The following is a 16993-nucleotide window of genomic DNA, read 5'->3' on the forward strand; positions in this document are numbered from 1 at the left end:
TCCTCAAGCAAACTGCGCGCGGGATGCTTCAAAACCCGCGACGCTTTCCAGACTGTGGTTGTTGACGCCCTTGGCGCAACGCTTGTTCAGACCACCCAGCACCTTGCCCGGACCACATTCAACCAGATCGGTCACGCCCTGCTCAGCCATGTAGACAACCGACTCAACCCAGCGAACCGGGCTGTACAGCTGCTCCACCAGCAGTTGGCGCAGCGCAGCAACATCAGAGGCCGGTCGAGCGTTGACGTTTTGCACCAGGGTTAGTTCCGGAGCACGCCAGTTAAGGGCGGCAAAATCAGCAGCCAACTGCTCAGCAGCCGGCTGCATCAACGCACAGTGCGACGGCACACTGACCGGCAGCGGCAACGCACGCTTGGCACCGGCAGCCTTGCAGCCGTCGATTGCACGAGCAACCGCATCAGCCTGACCGGCAATCACTACCTGACCGGGTGCATTGAAGTTGACCGCACTCACCACGTCGCCTTGCGACGCTGCAGCGCAGATATCGATGATCTGCTGATCTTCCAGCCCCAGAATGGCCGCCATGCTGCCCTGCCCTTCGGGCACAGCCTGCTGCATCAGTTGGCCGCGACGTTCAACCAAACGTACAGCATCGGCAAAATCCAGCACATTGGCAGCGACCAGCGCCGAGTACTCACCCAGACTGTGGCCAGCCACAAATCCGGGACGCACTGCAGACTCGGCACACCACAGACGCCATAGTGCGATGGACGCAGTGAGAATTGCCGGCTGGGTGCGATCGGTACGATTCAGATCAGCTTCGGGACCATTCTGGCTCAGCGCCCAGAGGTCGTAACCCAGCGCACTGGATGCCTCAGCAAAGGTGTCCTTGATAATCGCGTGCTGCTCAGCCAATTCGCCGAGCATGCCAACGGACTGCGAGCCCTGACCGGGAAATACAAAGCCAAGGGAGTTAGTCATAACATCATCCTGTTATCAAAAGATTGCAGAGAGTCTAGACACATGCGTGTGACATTGGAATTTGGATGCCAACCATGCGTCCGAGGTCACAGCGTCGACCTGCATTCGCGTATACGACCAGCGATGCGCTCCGGCAAACGCGCCTCGCACGCCCTCACGGTATGCCCGATGGCTGCCAGTATCGCACCCTCATCAGCGGCACCATGACTCTTCATTACTACCCCGCGCAAACCAAGCAGACTGGCACCGTTGTAACGTGCTGGATCATGCCGTTCACGTGTGCGCCGGGTCGCATGCAGGACCAGTGGCGCCAACCAGCGCAACAGCCAACTGCCCGCGACCGCACTACGCAGCTCAGCTTGCAGGTAACCCGCCACACCCTCGCTCGCCTTAAGCAGCACGTTACCGACAAAGCCATCGCAGACCACCACGTCGGCTTCACCACGAAACAACCCATCACCTTCAATCGGGCCAACGTAGTTCAGCGCCGGACAGGCCTGCAATAGCGCGGCCGCCTCGCGAACCTGACGATTCCCCTTATGCGTCTCACTGCCAATATTGAGCAATCCGACCCGTGGCGCTGAGTCTCCACTCAGCTCGGCCGCAGCAGCAGCGCCCATGATCGCGAACTCAACCAGCTGGTCGGCCGGGCAATCCACATTCGCGCCCAGATCAAGCACATGACATAACCGCCCGGACACAGGCAATGCAGCCATGATTGCAGGTCGCCGGATACCCTCAAGCGTACCCAGGACCGCGCGCGCCAAGACCATCAGCGCGCCGGTATTACCAGCACTCAGACAACCATCAACCTGGCCGTCACGAACCAGCTCCAGAGCGATACGCATGGATGCATCGCGCTTGCCGCGCAACACACTGGCAGGCGGGTCATCAGCAAGAATCTGCTCTCGGGCAGGACGGAACGAAAGACGATCGAAATCAGCATCGGCCAGCAACGGCTCGACAACGTCGGCAGCGCCAACCAGAGTAATGTGCAGGGAGGGATACAGCGAGAGACTGCGCAGCGCAGCGGGGATAATGCAGCGGGGACCACGGTCCCCGCCCATCACATCAATCGCAATGCGGATTGACGTGGACAAGACTTATTCGTCGTTGTCCTTGTTGATCACCTGACGACCACGGTAGAAACCGTCAGGAGAAACGTGGTGACGCAGGTGAGTTTCACCAGTGGTCTTGTCAACGGACAAGGCGGCGGCGGACAGGGCATCATGCGAACGACGCATGCCGCGTGCGGAACGGGACTTTTTGTTCTGCTGAACAGCCATGACTAATAAGCTCCTAAGCTCAGGTATCGCGTTTTAATTTGGCCAGCACGCTGAAAGGATTAGGCTTCTCAGACTTTTCCTCCAGCTCCGCCGTCTCAGGGCGATACCCTGGCGGATGCTGACATGTTTGTTGCGGATGCATCGGAACTGCAGGCAAAGCCAGAAGCAGTTCATCCTCGATCAGCGCAAACAGATCGAGCGGTTCCTCACCCACAATAACCGGTTCATAGTGACGAGGAAGCTGCTTGGCTGCCTCATCGCTCGTTACAAAACCCACATCACATTCACTGTCGATCGGCACAACAACCTGCTCGAGACAACGCTGACACAGCAACGGCGCATCAACCTGATAGTGGCCATGCATGGTTGCTATACGCTGCTCATCCCGGGAGAAATACAGTTCAACCTGAACCTCTCCAGTTGCGGCCTGCAACACCGCCGCAAAACGCTCAAGACTGCCCACCTTCACTACGCCTTTCAGCGTAATTCTGCGGTCAACCAGTCGAGCCGGCTCAATGTGCGAGGGTATGGTTCCAGACATAAGCGCGCAATTCTAGGGGCACAAGCCCCGCCTGTCAAAACTATTTAAGCCCTTGGGCATGCCGTTCGGCGGCTCGCGCAAGGATGATCGCAGCGGCTACCATAAACGCCTCACCACCACGGAGATACACCATGCCAAAACTGGTTCTTGCTTCCAGCTCACCTTATCGCAAGAGCTTGCTTGAACGTCTTCAGCAGCCGTTCGAGTGCGCCTCACCAGATATCGACGAAACACCTCAACCCGGCGAATCTGCCGAGCAACTCACCCAACGCCTGGCGCAAGCCAAGGCCCGAGCACTGCGCAACCAGTTCAGCAACCACCTGATCATCGGCTCGGACCAGGTACTACTGCTTGACGGCGAGCCCGTCAGCAAACCGCTAAACCATGCCGCAGCGGTCGACCAGCTGACCCGAAGCAGCGGCCGCACACTGACCTTCTCGACAGCCCTTTGCGTTCTCAACAGCACAACCGGTCACGAGCAAACCTGCATCGAGCCCGTGCACGTCACCTTTCGTGACCTGCAAGCAGAAGAAATCGAGCGCTACCTGCGCCAGGAACAACCCTATGACTGTGCCGGCAGCTTCAAATCGGAAGGCTACGGCATCACCCTGATCGCCCGCATGCAGGGTGATGACCCGACCAGCCTGATCGGGCTCCCACTGATCCGCCTGCGCGCCATGCTAGCAAAAGAAGGCCTGGTCCTGCCCTGAAGTCAGCGCAGCGACGGCCCCTCCAGCCCAAGACGTGTCGCCAGTTCCGCCCCGGCACTAGCACCCAGCTGGCGGGTAAAACGCTGCAGCGGTGATTCCTGGCGGGTAAAGTCGACCAGCTCATCGGCACCGATAACATCACGCGCCACCGCAGAAGTGCTCGCAAGCCCATCAATCAAACCAAGCTCCAGCGCCTGTTCGCCCGACCAGACCAGGCCGCTGAACATGTCCGGCGTTTCCTTCAGGCGATCACCACGCCCTTCACGCACGCTGCGAATAAACTGCTCATGGGTGGTGTTCAGCACCTGCTGCCAGAAGGCGCGCTCATCAGGCTTTTCCGGCTGGAAGGGATCCAGAAAGGCCTTGTGTTCACCGGCGGTGTAAGTGCGCCGCTCAACACCCAGCTTGTCCATGGTACCGACAAATCCGAAGCCGGCCGCGGTTACCCCAATGGAGCCCACCAAACTAGCCTTGTCGGCGTAAATTTCGTCTGCAGCAGAAGCGATGTAATACGCACCCGAGGCGCCGATATCGGTAATCACCGCATACACCTTCACATCGGGATGCAGTGCGCGCAGACGCTTGATTTCGTCGTATACGTAGCCGGACTGCACAGGACTGCCGCCCGGACTATTGATGCGCAGCACAATACCCTTAGTATTCTCGTCCTCGAAAGCCTCACGCAAAGCCCCCACCAGATTGTCGGCGCTAGCCTCCTCCTGATCAGCAATCACCCCGCGCACCTCAATGACCGCCGTATGTGGACCTACCGCCGCGGCCGAGCCGAGCCGGCCGAGCGGCGAAATTAGCAGCAGCGCCACAAACAGATAGGTAAAAGTCAGCAGTTTGAAGAAGATCCCCCAGCGACGCGAACGCCGCTGCTCCTGCAGCGACGCAGTAAGCGTTTTCTCCAGCAGCTTCCATGCCTTGGCGTCTTCATTAGCACCTTTCGAGCCTGCCGACGCAACCATCTCACCCTCAGTCCAGCGATCCCGATCCATCACATCCTCTCTGTCTATTTATGCGCCGCCACAACACCTTGAGTTCGCAACCAAACCGGCAGCTCGGCAAACTCATCAATGCAGTGCAGCGGCGACAAGGCGAGCAACTGCTCCTTCGACTGCGCACCATAACTGACTGCCAGCGCGCGCATCCCGGCGTTATGCGCCATCTGAATATCGAATCCACTATCACCAACCATCAACGCGCGAGACGCTGACGTATCTAACTCACCAACCAACTGATGCAACATCGTCGGATCCGGCTTGCTGACCGACTCATCGGCACAGCGGGTAGCATCAAAGTAATCTAGCATCTGGTGCTGCTCGAGAATTCGAGCCAAGCCCTTGCGGCCTTTACCGGTCGCCACTGCCAACTGAAAACCCTGCTCACGCCAGCCATCCAACGCCTCACGCACACCAGGAAACAGCCCGACAGGAACCTGTTCACCGGAGAGATAGAAATCCCTGTAGGCCTCGACCACCGCAGCCGCGAGGTGGCGATCTCGCGGAAACAGTACCTCTGCAGCCTCCGGCAGCGCCAAACCGATGATGCCGCGCACCGCGTGCGCACTGGGCACATTCAGCCCGACCGCCTCCGCCGCCGCCTGCATGGCACGAACGATGTGACCCACCGAATCAGCCAGAGTGCCGTCCCAGTCAAAGATCAGCGTATCAATTACCGGCATTGACCAACCTGCGCAACGTATCGTTCCACATAGCTCCCGGCTCAGCCTCAACTTCCAGCATACTGCCATCAGCCATTTCCACCGATAACGAGCGGGCATGCAAAAACAGGCGTTTGCCACCCAGCTCACGCAGCTCGCGAGAGAAGTCGTCATCACCGTACTTGGGATCCCCACCAATGGGGTGCCCCGCATGCTTGGCGTGCACCCGAATCTGGTGGGTACGCCCCGTAATCGGCCGCGCCTCAACCAAAGTGGCGTAATCGGCAAAGCGCTGCAGCACCTTGAACTCGGTCAGACTTTCCTTGCCAGCCGGGTCCACTTCGACCATGCGCTCGCCGGAGCGCAGGTTATTTTTCTGCAAAGGCGCATGCACCTTTTTCGTCGAGCCTGGCCAGCGCCCGCGCACCAGCGCCCAGTAACGCTTGTTGACACCATCACCTCGCAGCGCCGCATGCAGATGCCGCAGCACACTGCGCTTCTTGGCAATCATCAGACAACCAGAGGTATCGCGATCCAGCCGGTGAACCAGCTCCATCTGCGGACAGTCCGGGCGCAACTGGCGCATCGCTTCAATGACGCCGAAATGCAGACCACTACCGCCATGAACCGCCAGACCAGCCGGCTTGTTCACCACGATAATCCCCTTGTCCTCGAACAAAATATTCTGTTCAAGCGCATTGAGAATGCCCTGCCCGACCAGCACCGGCTCGTTTGGCGCAGGCAAGCGCACCGGCGGGATGCGCAACTGATCACCCGCCTGCAGACGATAATCCGGCTTGACCCGCCCCTTGTTCACCCGCACCTCACCCTTGCGCAAAATGCGATAGACAAGTGTCTTGGGCGCGCCCTTTAGGCGGGTGATTAGATAATTATCAATGCGCTGCCCCGCCTGGTCGGCGGAGATATCATCGAATTGAACCTGGGCAGGCAGTTCTGGAGAGGTGTTTTTCATCGGTGCATCATACAATTTTTCATTCAATTGAAGCACTTAAAAAATACTGCTATAGTCCGGCGAGCTGCCGATTCTGCAGCCGGGGATCCCAGGTCAAAACCACCTGCCAAACCCCAGAAACAACTACATGCAGCCCGGTCGCAGCAGGCAACACCCGCCGCCGACAGGGCTCATGTTTACACCCTGGCCATCGTGATGAAGGCCAGAACATTAACCCGCTACCGACCAACAACGGAGCGGCACCCGATTCAGATGGGTACGTGTTTAGGTGGAGATGCACAGCTTCAGGATGATGTGACGAGCGTAGACACTTGCCAAACAGCGTGTCCCCGTCCCCAGTCCAGCTGATTCCTCCCCAAGGATTCCCGGCAGCCGCGCCAGGTGCGACGGCTGTATGGCTCGAAGGCCCCCGCAGACAATGCGCTGACACCCTAGAGCCCCTTCCGGCAGCCACCCGCTGCCGCGCCCGCCAGAACCGTTCTGCCGGGGGTCCAGAAGCAGTTTCTCTGTATGCAGTAGCTGTAACAGAATGAACTGTCGTCAGAACATGGCGATGTGAACTCTGCATCTCGGCCTTTAGCCGATGACAGAAACACACCTGACACCGAACCAGAGAGTCGCAGGTGCCGTGCCCGTGTAGACCGGAAAGCATCGGAAACACAACGGTACTTCATGAAAAGAATGCTCATTAACGCAACTCAACCCGAAGAGTTGCGTGTCGCCCTGGTAGACGGCCAGCGCCTCTACGATCTGGACATTGAGTCCGGCGCCCGCGAGCAAAAAAAGGCCAACATCTACAAAGGCCGTATCACCCGCGTTGAACCCAGCCTGGAAGCCGCCTTTGTCGACTTCGGCTCCGAACGCCACGGTTTTCTCCCGCTCAAGGAAATCTCCCGCGAATACTTCTCCAAACAGGTTGAAGGTCGCGTCAACATCAAAGATGTTCTAAAAGAAGGCCAGGAAGTCATCGTCCAGGTCGACAAGGAAGAACGTGGCAACAAGGGCGCCGCCCTCACCACCTTCATCAGCCTCGCCGGTCGCTATCTAGTGCTGATGCCGAACAACCCGCGTGCCGGTGGCATTTCCCGCCGCATTGAGGGCGAAGAGCGCAACGAACTGCGCGAAGCGTTGAACAGCCTCAACGTGCCTGCCGACATGGGCATGATCGTGCGCACTGCCGGCCTGGGCCGCAGTGCTGAAGAACTGCAATGGGACCTGGATTACCTGCTGCAACTCTGGGACGCAGTCAAAGGCGCCTCCGCCGAGCGCAGCGCGCCCTTCCTGATCTACCAAGAAAGCAACGTCATCATTCGCGCCATCCGCGATTACCTGCGCCAGGACATCGGCGAAGTGCTGATCGACAGCGAAACCGTGAAGGAAGAAGCGCTCAATTTCATCAGCCAGGTGATGCCGCAGTACGCCAGCAAGGTGAAGCTGTATGAAGACAGCGTACCGCTGTTCAATCGCTTCCAGATCGAAAGCCAGATCGAAACCGCCTTCGAACGCGAAGTGAAGCTGCCCTCCGGCGGTTCCATCGTGATCGACCACACCGAAGCACTGGTCTCCATCGATATCAACTCCGCCCGCGCAACCAAGGGTGGCGATATCGAGGAAACCGCGCTGCAGACCAACCTGGAAGCGGCCGAAGAGATCGCTCGCCAACTGCGTCTGCGCGACATCGGCGGCTTGATCGTCATCGACTTCATCGACATGACTCCGGCCAAGAACCAGCGTGCAGTTGAAGAGCGTGTCCGTGAAAGCCTCGAAGCCGACCGCGCCCGCGTACAAGTAGGCCGGATCTCCCGCTTTGGTCTGCTGGAAATGTCCCGTCAGCGCCTGCGTCCGTCGCTGGGTGAAACCAGCGGTATCGTTTGCCCCCGCTGTAATGGCCGCGGCACCATTCGCGATGTCGAATCCCTGTCGCTGTCTGTTCTGCGCCTGATCGAAGAAGAAGCACTGAAAGAACGCACCGCCGAAGTCCGCGCCCATGTGCCGGTGCCGGTTGCTACCTTCCTGCTGAATGAAAAGCGCGATGTGCTGGCCAAGACCGAAGCCCGCACCCGTGTTCGCGTACTGGTTCTGCCGAACCCGCACATGGACACCCCGCACTTCGACGTTCAGCGCCTGCGTGACGACCACGAATCGGTACTCAACGGCGAAACCAGCTATAACGCGACCAGCACAGTCGAAGTGGAAGAGCCGACCCCGGTCAGCCAGACCCGCGCCATTGTCCGCCAGGAAGCCGCTGTCAAGGCACTCTCCCCGGCACGCCCTGCGCCGACTCCGCCGGCTGCCGTTGAAGCGGTTCAAGCTGCCCAACCGAACCTGTTCAAGGGTCTGATCAAGAGTCTGGTGGGCCTGTTCGCCAGCGAGCAACCCGCGGAAGAGCCGGCCAAGCAGGAAGAGCAGCCGAGCACCGAGCGCAAGCGCGAGCGCAGCAGCCGCAACGCAGACGAGCGCCGCAACAACCGCAACCGCCGTCAGCGCGGCGACCGCAGTGAACGTGGTGAGCGCGCCGAACGAGGCGAACGCACTGAGCGCAACGAGCGCAACGAGCGCGGCAACCGTCAGGACAGCGAGCGCAAGCAGCAACCGCCGCGCGCCGAACGCAGCGAAGCAGAAAATACTGAAGCAACGCGCAGCGAAGGTACCAACCAGCAACGTCGCCGCCGTCGCTCAGCAGCAGCCCCCGCCGCTGTCGAAGCAGACCAACGCGGCAACCGTGAGGACAACACCCAGGAGCGCCAGCCTCGCGAGCAGCGTGAGCGCCGTCCACAACAGCCGCGACCTGAGCAGGCCGAGCAGACTGAAGAGCAGGTCAGCGCCGCAGACGTGGCTGATGTGACCAACGAAGCTGCCAGCGCGGACAGCGACGGCGCCGAAGGTGAGCGTCCGAAACGCCGCTCACGCAGCAGCCAGCGTCGCCGCAACAACCGCCGCCGCCCGCAGAGCGAAGGCGCTACCGATGCAGATGGCAACAACGAAGCGACCGAAACAGCCGCAACAGAAAGCAGTGCCGAACCAGTAGCGGCCACAGCAACCGTCGCCGCAACTGAGTCCGTACAGGCAGCAGCAACGCCAGTCGAGAAGAAAGCGGCAGAAGAAAGCGCAGACGATGTTGCAGACGTACAGACACCGGTCGAGACCGGCCTGACCGAGGCAGTAACCAAGGTCGAAGCCTCCATCGAAACCGCAGTCGAAGCGTTCAGCCAGGCCCAACCGAAGGAAACAGAGGTCGAGGCCGAAGCCGCAAACACGCCGGCCGACTCACCAGCAGAGAGCGTCGAGGCACCGGCCGCCAGCGAAGCCGCAGCGGACGAGCAAGCTGCCGAGCCAACCGCCCCTGCCGCTACGACCGAAGTAGCCGAAGTGGTCGTCGAAGCGGACACTGAGGCGACCCCGCCAGTAGCAGCGGAAGAGCCCAAGGCCGATGTTGTTGCGGAGCAACCTGTTGAAGCTGAAACCACCATCCCGGCGCTGACCGAAAGTGGCCGTGCCTACAACGACCCACGCGAAATTCGCAAGCGCCAACTTGAGGCAAAGCGCCAGGCCGAAGCCGAGGCAGCAAAAGCTGCACAGGCCCAGCCAGAGGAAGCTGAAGCTGTAGAAGCGGCTCCAGCCGAAACAGCAGAGACCGTAGCAGAATCTTCTGAGCTGGCTCCGACGGTTGAAGCCCCCGCCGAACCGAGCCAACCTCGGCAGGTCGGTCTGCTCGACAGCGCAACTGAAGAGCAAACCACCGCGAGCACGGAAACGGCCGCCGCTGAAGAGGTCGAGCAAACTGAAGCAAAAGCAGAGCAAGCTTCGGAGCAGACTGACGCAGAGGAAGCTCCTCGCAAGCCTGAGCTGACCGAGGGCGACAAGCCCTGATAGTCAGCCACGAAAAAGGGGATGCATTGCATCCCCTTTTTTTATACCCCGCGATTGACGCTCTAACCGCCAACCACAGGCGGCTCCTGCTCCAGCAAGACACCGTAGCGCTGCAACACGTCCTGCCTGATCTTGTCCGCCAGCCCCAGCACCTGGGCACCAGTACCACCACCCGGGTTGACCAGCACCAACGCCTGCTCTCGGTGGACCCCAACCGGCCCGTCCCTGAACCCCTTCCAGCCCGCCTGATCAATCAACCAGCCAGCCGCCAGCTTGACCTCACCACCGTCTTGAGGGAACTGCGGCATCGTCGGAAACCGCGCAGCCAGCTCGTCTGCGACCCGGGCCGACACCAGCGGATTTTTGAAAAAGCTGCCAGCATTGGGAATCAAGGCAGGATCCGGCAACTTACTGCGCCGAATCGACATCACCAGCTCGGCAACAACCCGCGCATCCGCCCGGGTCAAGCCCGTCGCCTGCCAAGCTGCAGCGAGCGGAGCATAGTCGACCCGCAAGCACGGCCTGCTCTGCAGACAAAGCCGAATGCGGAGGATCACATAACGCCCGGCTGCTCGCTTGAACAGGCTGTCACGATAGGCAAAGGCACATTCCTGAAGCGAAAAGGAACGAATCTCGCCAGTCTCTCGATCCAGTGCGTCCAAGCTGTCAAATAACTCTCGAACCTCAACACCATAGGCACCGATGTTCTGCACTGGCGCCGCACCTGCGGTACCCGGTATCAGCGACAGGTTCTCCAACCCGGCCAGGCCGAGATCAAGCGTCCAGCACACAAGCTGATGCCAGTTCTCCCCTGCCTCAGCTTCAATCAACACACCACGGGACTCACGCGCCAGCACACGACGCCCGCGACTGCACATCACCACCACCAGCCCGGCGACGTCACCCGCAAGCACCACATTGCTGCCACCACCCAACAAGGTAACTGGCCAACCACTGGCCCGAGCCAGCTCTAGTGCCTGACGCAACTGGGCGTCGGACTGAACCCGCACCAGATGCTCAGCTCGTGCCTTGATAGCCATACTATTGAACGGCTGCAGATCCACTCCCGACTCAACCGTCAACATCAACTGGCGACCTCTTCCAGTAGCGCTTCAGAAGCAGCCTCCAGCATATCGAGCACCTGCTCGAACCCCTGATCGCCACCAAAATACGGATCAGGAACCTCTGCCGGCCATGCCGGCGCGTAACTCATGAACAACCTGACCCGGGCCGCACAATTGGCTGGAGCGACCCGCAGCAAATTCTCCAGGTTGCTACGATCCATAGCCAGAATCAGGTCAAACTGCTGAAAATCTGATGGGCGCACCGCACGCGCGCGCTGCCCGCTCAGGTCATATCCGCGCCGCCGCGCTGCGGCCTGAGCACGCCGATCAGGCGGCTCGCCGGCGTGATAGCCGCCGGTACCGGCCGAGTCGATTTCAAACTGTGATTGCAGGCCACGCGCTGAAACCATCGACTCAAACACTCCCTGAGCCGATGGAGACCGGCAAATGTTGCCGAGACAGACAAACAGAACGCGTTTCATGACGCCCCCAACAGCGCTCGCACCCGGTCAAGATCTTCTGCCGTATCCACTCCAGCCGGCAGCGTCTCGCATGCGTCGGCAACATGGATCCGCGTACCAAACCAGAGTGCTCTGAGCTGCTCCAGCGATTCAGCCGTTTCCAGCGGGCTGCTTGGCCAACCCACATAGGCATGCAGGAAACTGACCTTATAGGCGTAAATACCGACGTGACGGCGGAACGGAATACCCTCAGGCAACGCGGCCGGACCATTGGCAAACTGGTCACGACACCAGGGCATCGGCGCGCGACTGAAGTACAGTGCGTAACCCTGATGATCGCAGACCACTTTGACCGCGTTGGGGTTGAACAGGGTCTCGCTATCCCGTATTGGCTCAGCCAGCGTGGCTATACCCGCGTCCCTGGCTGCCATCAGGTTAGCTGCGACCTGGTCGATCACCGCTGGCGGGATCAATGGTTCATCACCCTGCACATTGACCACACAGGCGTCGTCCGCCAGACCCAACTGGCTGACTACCTCCTGCAGCCGGTCAGTGCCGGTAGGATGGTCTGCGCGCGTCATGATTGCGGTAGCACCAAAGCTCGCACAGGCATCCAGGATGCGCTGATCATCCGTGGCCACTATCACCGAGGCGGCGCCACTCTTGCAGGCCTGCTGCCAAACGTGCTGCACCATCGGCCTGCCGTCGATCAGTTGCAGCGGCTTGCCCGGCAGCCGAGTTGAGGCGTAGCGGGCCGGAATGATGACGTGAAACATGCTCAGTCACCCAGCTTTTCGTCGGCATTCAGGGCGCGCGCCTCGGTCTCCAGCATCACCGGAATACCATCACGCACCGGGAATGCCAGGCCGTCAGCACGGCACCAAAGCTCCTGCTTGTCGTCGCTCAGCACCAGCGGTCCCTTGCACAGGGGGCAAGCGAGCACATCCAGCAATTTAGGGTCCATCAGTTACTCCTGCTTGATTTCATCGGGGTGAGACGACGGCAGCAAACCCAGCAGCGCCGCCTCGAAAGCATCACTCAGGTGCGCCTCAACACTGAGGTACCACCAGTTGTCCTGCGCCAAACCAGCACATTTTACCGCGTCCTTTTCAGTCATAAGCACCGGCCGATCTACCGGCAGGGTGCTGAGGGTCGACGCGTCATAATTGGCATGATCGGGAAAAATGCGAGTATCAAACTCGAAGGCGAGGGTTTCAAGCGTCCGAAAAAAACGCTGAGGATTGCCGATGCCGGCCATCGCGGTAACCTGACGGGGCCCAGACCAGCGCGCCGCAGCAACCCGCTCCCCGCTGGCCAGATTGACTAGCGTCAGCGGTACCAGCTGCATGGCAAAGCCCTTCACGGAGTCGTTCGCAGCGCCATTTCTGACCACCAGATCTACGGCATCCAGCCGCTCAGCTGGCTCACGCAGTGGGCCTTCGGGTAGACAGCGAGCGTTTCCCAAGCCACGCAAATGATCAAGCATCACCAGCTCGACCGTCCGACCCAGCGCATAGTGCTGCAAGCCGTCATCGCTGATAATCAGGTTCACATCCGTGGTCGCTAGCAAATGCCGTGCGGCTGCCGGTCGGTCCGGATCGATCACCACCGGCACATCGCAGCGCCGAACCAGTAGCGCCGGTTCATCGCCGCAAAGCGCGGGCTCATCCGTTGCCGATACTTGCCACGGATACCGTGGCGGCCGAGCCCCATAGCCTCGACTGACCACTCCTACGCGATAACCACGCGCGCGCAGAAATTCTATCAACCAGACCACCATGGGCGTTTTGCCGGTCCCGCCCACGGTGATATTACCGACCACAATCAACGGCACCGGTGGCTGCCACTGAGCCCGCTCGCCGCTCAGATAAGCCTGCCGTCGGCGAACCACCAGATGGCGATACAGGGCAGACAGCGGGCGCAACAGCGGTAGCCAGGGAGCCTTGGTATACCAGGCACGCAGCAGCCGCTGCTCCAGCGACGAACCGCTCACTTAGCTGCGTCCGCCTCGGCTTCGCTGGTCGTCAGGCGCAGATGGTTTAAGCCGAGCTGGCCGGCGGCGTCCATCGCGGTGATGACAAACTGGTGCGGCGTTTGTGCGTCGGCACTGATCACCAGCGGCAGATCAGTATCACCAGCGGACTCCTTCTGCAGTGCAGCCATAAGAGTCTTGAGATCAGACGTAATGAGTGTGCGCTCGTTCAACGCCATCTCACCTGTCGCGTTGATGGTCAGTTCCAGCTGCCTGATGGTGCGATCCTCTACCCGCTCCCCGGAAACCGCCTGCGGCAGGTCCAGCTTGAGCTGTGTTTCACGGGTAAACGTAGTCGACACCATGAAGAAGATCAGCAGCAGAAACACCACGTCAATCAAAGGGGTCAGGTTGACGCTGACTTCCTCTATTTTCTGCCGACGGAAGTTCACCCTCAGGCCCCCTTTCCGCCAGCCGCAGCTACGCGATCATTGCCGTTGAATTCAACCTCGCGGTTACCCTGCATTACTTCGACCAGCTTGGTCGCCTCCTGCTCCATGGTGACAACCAGTTCATCCACACGACGCACGAAGAAGCGATGAAAGAACACGGCGGGAATGGCGACGGTCAAACCGGCGGCGGTGGTGATCAGCGCCTTGGAGATACCACCGGCCAGCACTCCGGTATTGCCCGTGCCCTGGATCATGATGGCACTGAAGACGTCAATCATGCCGATGACAGTCCCCAGCAAACCGAGCAGCGGCGTGATGGCTGCGATGGTGCCGAGGGTATTCAGGTAGCGCTCCAGTTCATGTACTACCTTGCCGGCAGCTTCCTGAATGCACTCTTTCATGATCTCGCGACCGTGCCGAGAGTTAGCCAGCCCCGCCGCCAGAATCTCACCCAACGGCGAATCTGCGCGCAACGCTTTCAGCTTTGCGGCATCCAGTTGACCATCTTTGACCCACCGCCAGACCTGACCCAGCAGATTGACCGGAGCCACCCTGCCGCTGCGCAGCGCCCACAGTCGCTCAATCACGATAGCCACGGCGATGACTGACGACAGGATGATGGGCAACATCAACCATCCGCCAGAACTGATCAATTCCCACACAAGCGATCCCTCCCCCAAAAACGTTGCCTACTCTAGCACAGCATGCCGGTTCCAAGGCCCGCAAAACCAACGCACACCTGCTTGTTATTCATGCCAGAAGCGCCGCGCCACATCGCGCCAGCGCCACTCCGTAACAACCGGCCGGTCAGGCCTCAGGATAAAGCTGACCGCCCCAGCGCCGCCAGTATAAATCGCATCGCTGCCCAATTCGCGGTAGCGCGCCACAACCTGCGGATGAGGGTGGCCGAACGGATTATGATAGGCGGCGCTGAACACGACCCACTTCGGCCCAAGGCGTCTTATCAGCGCATAGCTTGAGGAGCTGCGGCTGCCATGGTGCGGTGCCACTAACAACTCGGCCGGTGCCAACTCAGCCAGCAGGAGCGCTTCATCGGCCTTGCCAATATCCCCTGGCAGCAACAACGAATGCTCACCCGCCCAGACCTGCAGCACACAGGAACGGGCATTGCCGTCATCACCGCTATCCTGAGCTTGCAACAAACGGAAGCGAACCCCATCCCAGAGCCACTCCTGCCCCATACGGCAGGCATCGGCGGCAAGCGCTGCAGGAATACGCTCCGCCTCGCCACTGATTACACGCAACGGTGGCATACGTCGAGCCAGTGCGAGCGCGCCGCCAGCGTGATCCGTATCGGCGTGACTAAGCAGCAGCAAATCCAGCTCGCGCACCCCAAAGCTGAGTAGTGCCGGCGCAACGACCGCCTCCCCCAGATCGAAGCCGCTGCCAAAACGCGCGCCGGCGTCATACAGCAGGTCGTGGCCAGCAGTCTGTACCAGCACCGATAATCCCTGTCCGACATCCAGCACAATCACCCGAACCTCACCTGCGACAGGTCGAACCTGCGGCGGCAACAGGAGCGGCAGCAGGCACAACAGTGCCAGCGGGCGTAGCGTGGCAATCGGCAACAGCAACGCCAGCACTCCCGCCAGCGCCAGCAACCATGCACTCCAGCCCGGAAACGGCAGCCACAACAGGCCATCCCACTTCGCGACCCAGGCCAAGGCCAGCAACAACAGATTCAGCAGATGGGCTGCCAACAGCAACAACCAATCCAGCCCACAGAGCAGCTCCAGTGCCGCGCCGAGCAACGCGGTGGGCACCACCAGCAAACTGACCCAAGGGATAGCCAGCAGATTGACCAGCATCGCCACCGCACTGGTCGGCAGCCCCCACAGCAGCAACCAAGGCCAAAGCCCAATAAATGCAATCCACTGGGCTCGCCCCCAGCGCCACCAAACGCTACCGGTATGCAGACGCCCGCCCATCCCGAGCAACAGCAATCCCACCGCCATGAACGATAACCAGTATCCGGCACGCAGTGGTGCCGCCGGGTTGACCAAGGTAACGATCACCATTGCTGCCAACCAAAGCTCGATCGCCGGCAACTGACGTCGCCAGAGTTTCAGCAGCAAAACCAGCAGACACATCAACAATGCCCGCTGCACCGGCACCCCCATACCGGCAAGCCCGGCATAGCCCGCTGCAGCAACCAGTGCCACCGGCGCACTCAACCACAGCTGAGGCCGCGACCAGCCGAGCGGAAAGCTGCGCAGCACAAGCCCCATGAGGGCAAATACAGCCGTTGCCAGCATGCCGATATGCAGGCCAGAGATAACCAACAGATGGGTCGTGCCAGTTGCTTGCAGCAGATCCCAGTCGCTCCGGTCGAGCGCCTTGCGATCGCCCGTTAACAGGGCTAGTAGTCTCGTACCCCGCGGCAGCTCGGATAACGGCCTGGCAAGCCGTTCCTGCAGCCGATCGCGCCACTGCCCCAACGCCGGAGCAGCTGATATTCGCTGACCGGCTTTCACGCTGCCCACCGCACCAATCCCCTGCGCATAGAGCCATGATTCATAATCAAAGGTGCCGGGGTTACGCAGCCCCCTGGGACGGCGCAAACGCACCTCCAGCTGCCATATCTCGCCAGCCGCAATCGGGGCACCACCCCACCAGTGCAGGCGCATATCAGGCAATGACCGCTGCGAGATATCTCGCACATCGCGTAACTGAAACCGCCAGCCGGTATCCGTCTGCTGTGGCAACGAATCAACCCGCCCGGTGAGCGTGACTTGTTGATTATCCAGTGCCAGTGGCAGACGAGAGTCAAGCGCCGCGTGATGCCAGAAAAGCGACCACGACAAGCCACAGCAGAACAACAATAACGCGCGCAAGGGGCGCAACGGGCGGCGACGGAGCAGCAATGCCAGCACAACAACACCGCCGGCAAACGGTGTCCAAAGCGGCAGTGCCGTAAAGAGCAACGGGCAGAGCAGCCCTGCCAGCAGACAGAGCAGCAGCAGACGCAGATCACTCACGGAAACATCCTGTTTTGCTTTAGCTGTCAGGCAGTAGTGCCAACCTGACATTCCATG

At 60.3% G+C, this 16993-nt stretch carries 17 protein-coding genes; 2 read left to right on the forward strand and 15 right to left on the reverse strand.

Going from position 1 to position 16993, the window contains the following annotated elements; all coding sequences use genetic code 11:
- Positions 1-3: 3 nt before the first annotated feature.
- The 4 genes from fabD to ACKPCU_RS14115 form a co-directional block, all read right to left on the reverse strand.
- Positions 4-942 (reverse strand): ACP S-malonyltransferase, encoded by a 939-nt coding sequence (gene fabD, locus ACKPCU_RS14100; RefSeq protein WP_104737628.1) that lies wholly within the window; start codon positions 940-942, stop codon positions 4-6.
- 86 nt (positions 943-1028) lie between these two features.
- Positions 1029-2009: a phosphate acyltransferase PlsX gene (plsX, locus tag ACKPCU_RS14105; protein WP_407651860.1), complete on the reverse strand. Its 981-nt coding sequence runs from the start codon at positions 2007-2009 to the stop codon at positions 1029-1031.
- 36 nt (positions 2010-2045) lie between these two features.
- A complete protein-coding gene (gene rpmF / locus ACKPCU_RS14110; RefSeq protein ID WP_104737630.1) occupies positions 2046-2228 on the reverse strand; it encodes a 50S ribosomal protein L32 in 183 nt (60 codons plus the stop codon).
- A gap of 19 nt (positions 2229-2247) precedes the next feature.
- On the reverse strand, positions 2248-2691 hold the full coding sequence (locus ACKPCU_RS14115) for a YceD family protein (protein WP_170063013.1): 444 nt from the start codon (positions 2689-2691) through the stop codon (positions 2248-2250).
- Between the two features lie 209 nt (positions 2692-2900).
- Between ACKPCU_RS14115 and ACKPCU_RS14120 the strand changes: the two genes are divergently transcribed.
- A complete protein-coding gene (locus ACKPCU_RS14120) occupies positions 2901-3479 on the forward strand; it encodes a Maf family protein (RefSeq protein WP_321347633.1) in 579 nt (192 codons plus the stop codon).
- A 2-nt stretch (positions 3480-3481) separates the two neighbouring features.
- Here ACKPCU_RS14120 and sppA read toward each other — a convergent pair whose 3' ends face one another.
- The 3 genes from sppA to rluC are packed head-to-tail and all read right to left on the reverse strand — an operon-like array spanning position 3482 to position 6118.
- Complete coding sequence (gene sppA / locus ACKPCU_RS14125) at positions 3482-4450, reverse strand: signal peptide peptidase SppA (protein WP_104737783.1); 969 nt, start codon at positions 4448-4450, stop codon at positions 3482-3484.
- Positions 4451-4494: 44 nt separating this feature from the next.
- Positions 4495-5166, reverse strand: a complete 672-nt coding sequence (locus ACKPCU_RS14130) for an HAD-IA family hydrolase (RefSeq protein WP_321347636.1) — start codon at positions 5164-5166, stop codon at positions 4495-4497.
- Entirely contained in the window at positions 5153-6118 is a 966-nt protein-coding gene (rluC, locus tag ACKPCU_RS14135) for a 23S rRNA pseudouridine(955/2504/2580) synthase RluC (RefSeq protein WP_321347638.1), read from the reverse strand. The genes ACKPCU_RS14130 and rluC overlap by 14 nt, the downstream gene beginning before the upstream one ends.
- A gap of 672 nt (positions 6119-6790) precedes the next feature.
- Here rluC and rne point away from each other — a divergent pair.
- Positions 6791-9988, forward strand: coding sequence for a ribonuclease E (rne, locus tag ACKPCU_RS14140; RefSeq protein WP_321347640.1), 3198 nt, complete (start codon positions 6791-6793; stop codon positions 9986-9988).
- Positions 9989-10050: 62 nt separating this feature from the next.
- On the opposite strand, the gene murB is transcribed toward rne, so the two are convergent.
- The 8 genes from murB to ACKPCU_RS14180 all read right to left on the reverse strand — a co-directional run bounded on the left by murB (position 10051) and on the right by ACKPCU_RS14180 (position 16936).
- Positions 10051-11076, reverse strand: a complete 1026-nt coding sequence (gene murB, locus ACKPCU_RS14145) for a UDP-N-acetylmuramate dehydrogenase (RefSeq protein WP_321347642.1) — start codon at positions 11074-11076, stop codon at positions 10051-10053.
- The gene (locus ACKPCU_RS14150; protein ID WP_321347644.1) at positions 11073-11534 is read right to left on the reverse strand and encodes a low molecular weight protein-tyrosine-phosphatase; all 462 of its coding nucleotides are present in this window, start codon (positions 11532-11534) and stop codon (positions 11073-11075) included. Before ACKPCU_RS14150 ends, murB begins: the two co-directional genes overlap by 4 nt.
- Complete coding sequence (kdsB, locus tag ACKPCU_RS14155) at positions 11531-12289, reverse strand: 3-deoxy-manno-octulosonate cytidylyltransferase (RefSeq protein ID WP_188656497.1); 759 nt, start codon at positions 12287-12289, stop codon at positions 11531-11533. The genes ACKPCU_RS14150 and kdsB overlap by 4 nt, the downstream gene beginning before the upstream one ends.
- A gap of 2 nt (positions 12290-12291) precedes the next feature.
- Positions 12292-12477, reverse strand: a complete 186-nt coding sequence (locus ACKPCU_RS14160) for a Trm112 family protein (RefSeq protein ID WP_321347647.1) — start codon at positions 12475-12477, stop codon at positions 12292-12294.
- Between the two features lie 3 nt (positions 12478-12480).
- On the reverse strand, positions 12481-13506 hold the full coding sequence (lpxK, locus tag ACKPCU_RS14165; RefSeq protein WP_321347649.1) for a tetraacyldisaccharide 4'-kinase: 1026 nt from the start codon (positions 13504-13506) through the stop codon (positions 12481-12483).
- Complete coding sequence (locus tag ACKPCU_RS14170) at positions 13503-13937, reverse strand: ExbD/TolR family protein (RefSeq protein WP_321347651.1); 435 nt, start codon at positions 13935-13937, stop codon at positions 13503-13505. Before ACKPCU_RS14170 ends, lpxK begins: the two co-directional genes overlap by 4 nt.
- 2 nt (positions 13938-13939) lie before the next feature.
- Positions 13940-14599 carry a MotA/TolQ/ExbB proton channel family protein gene (locus ACKPCU_RS14175; RefSeq protein ID WP_104737642.1) on the reverse strand — a complete coding sequence of 220 codons (660 nt, stop codon included), beginning with the start codon at positions 14597-14599 and terminating at the stop codon, positions 13940-13942.
- Between the two features lie 84 nt (positions 14600-14683).
- On the reverse strand, positions 14684-16936 hold the full coding sequence (locus ACKPCU_RS14180) for a DNA internalization-related competence protein ComEC/Rec2 (protein ID WP_321347654.1): 2253 nt from the start codon (positions 16934-16936) through the stop codon (positions 14684-14686).
- Positions 16937-16993 lie beyond the last annotated feature (57 nt).

The sequence above is a fragment of the Halopseudomonas oceani genome, assembly GCF_963677335.1.
GTDB lineage: Bacteria > Pseudomonadota > Gammaproteobacteria > Pseudomonadales > Pseudomonadaceae > Halopseudomonas > Halopseudomonas oceani.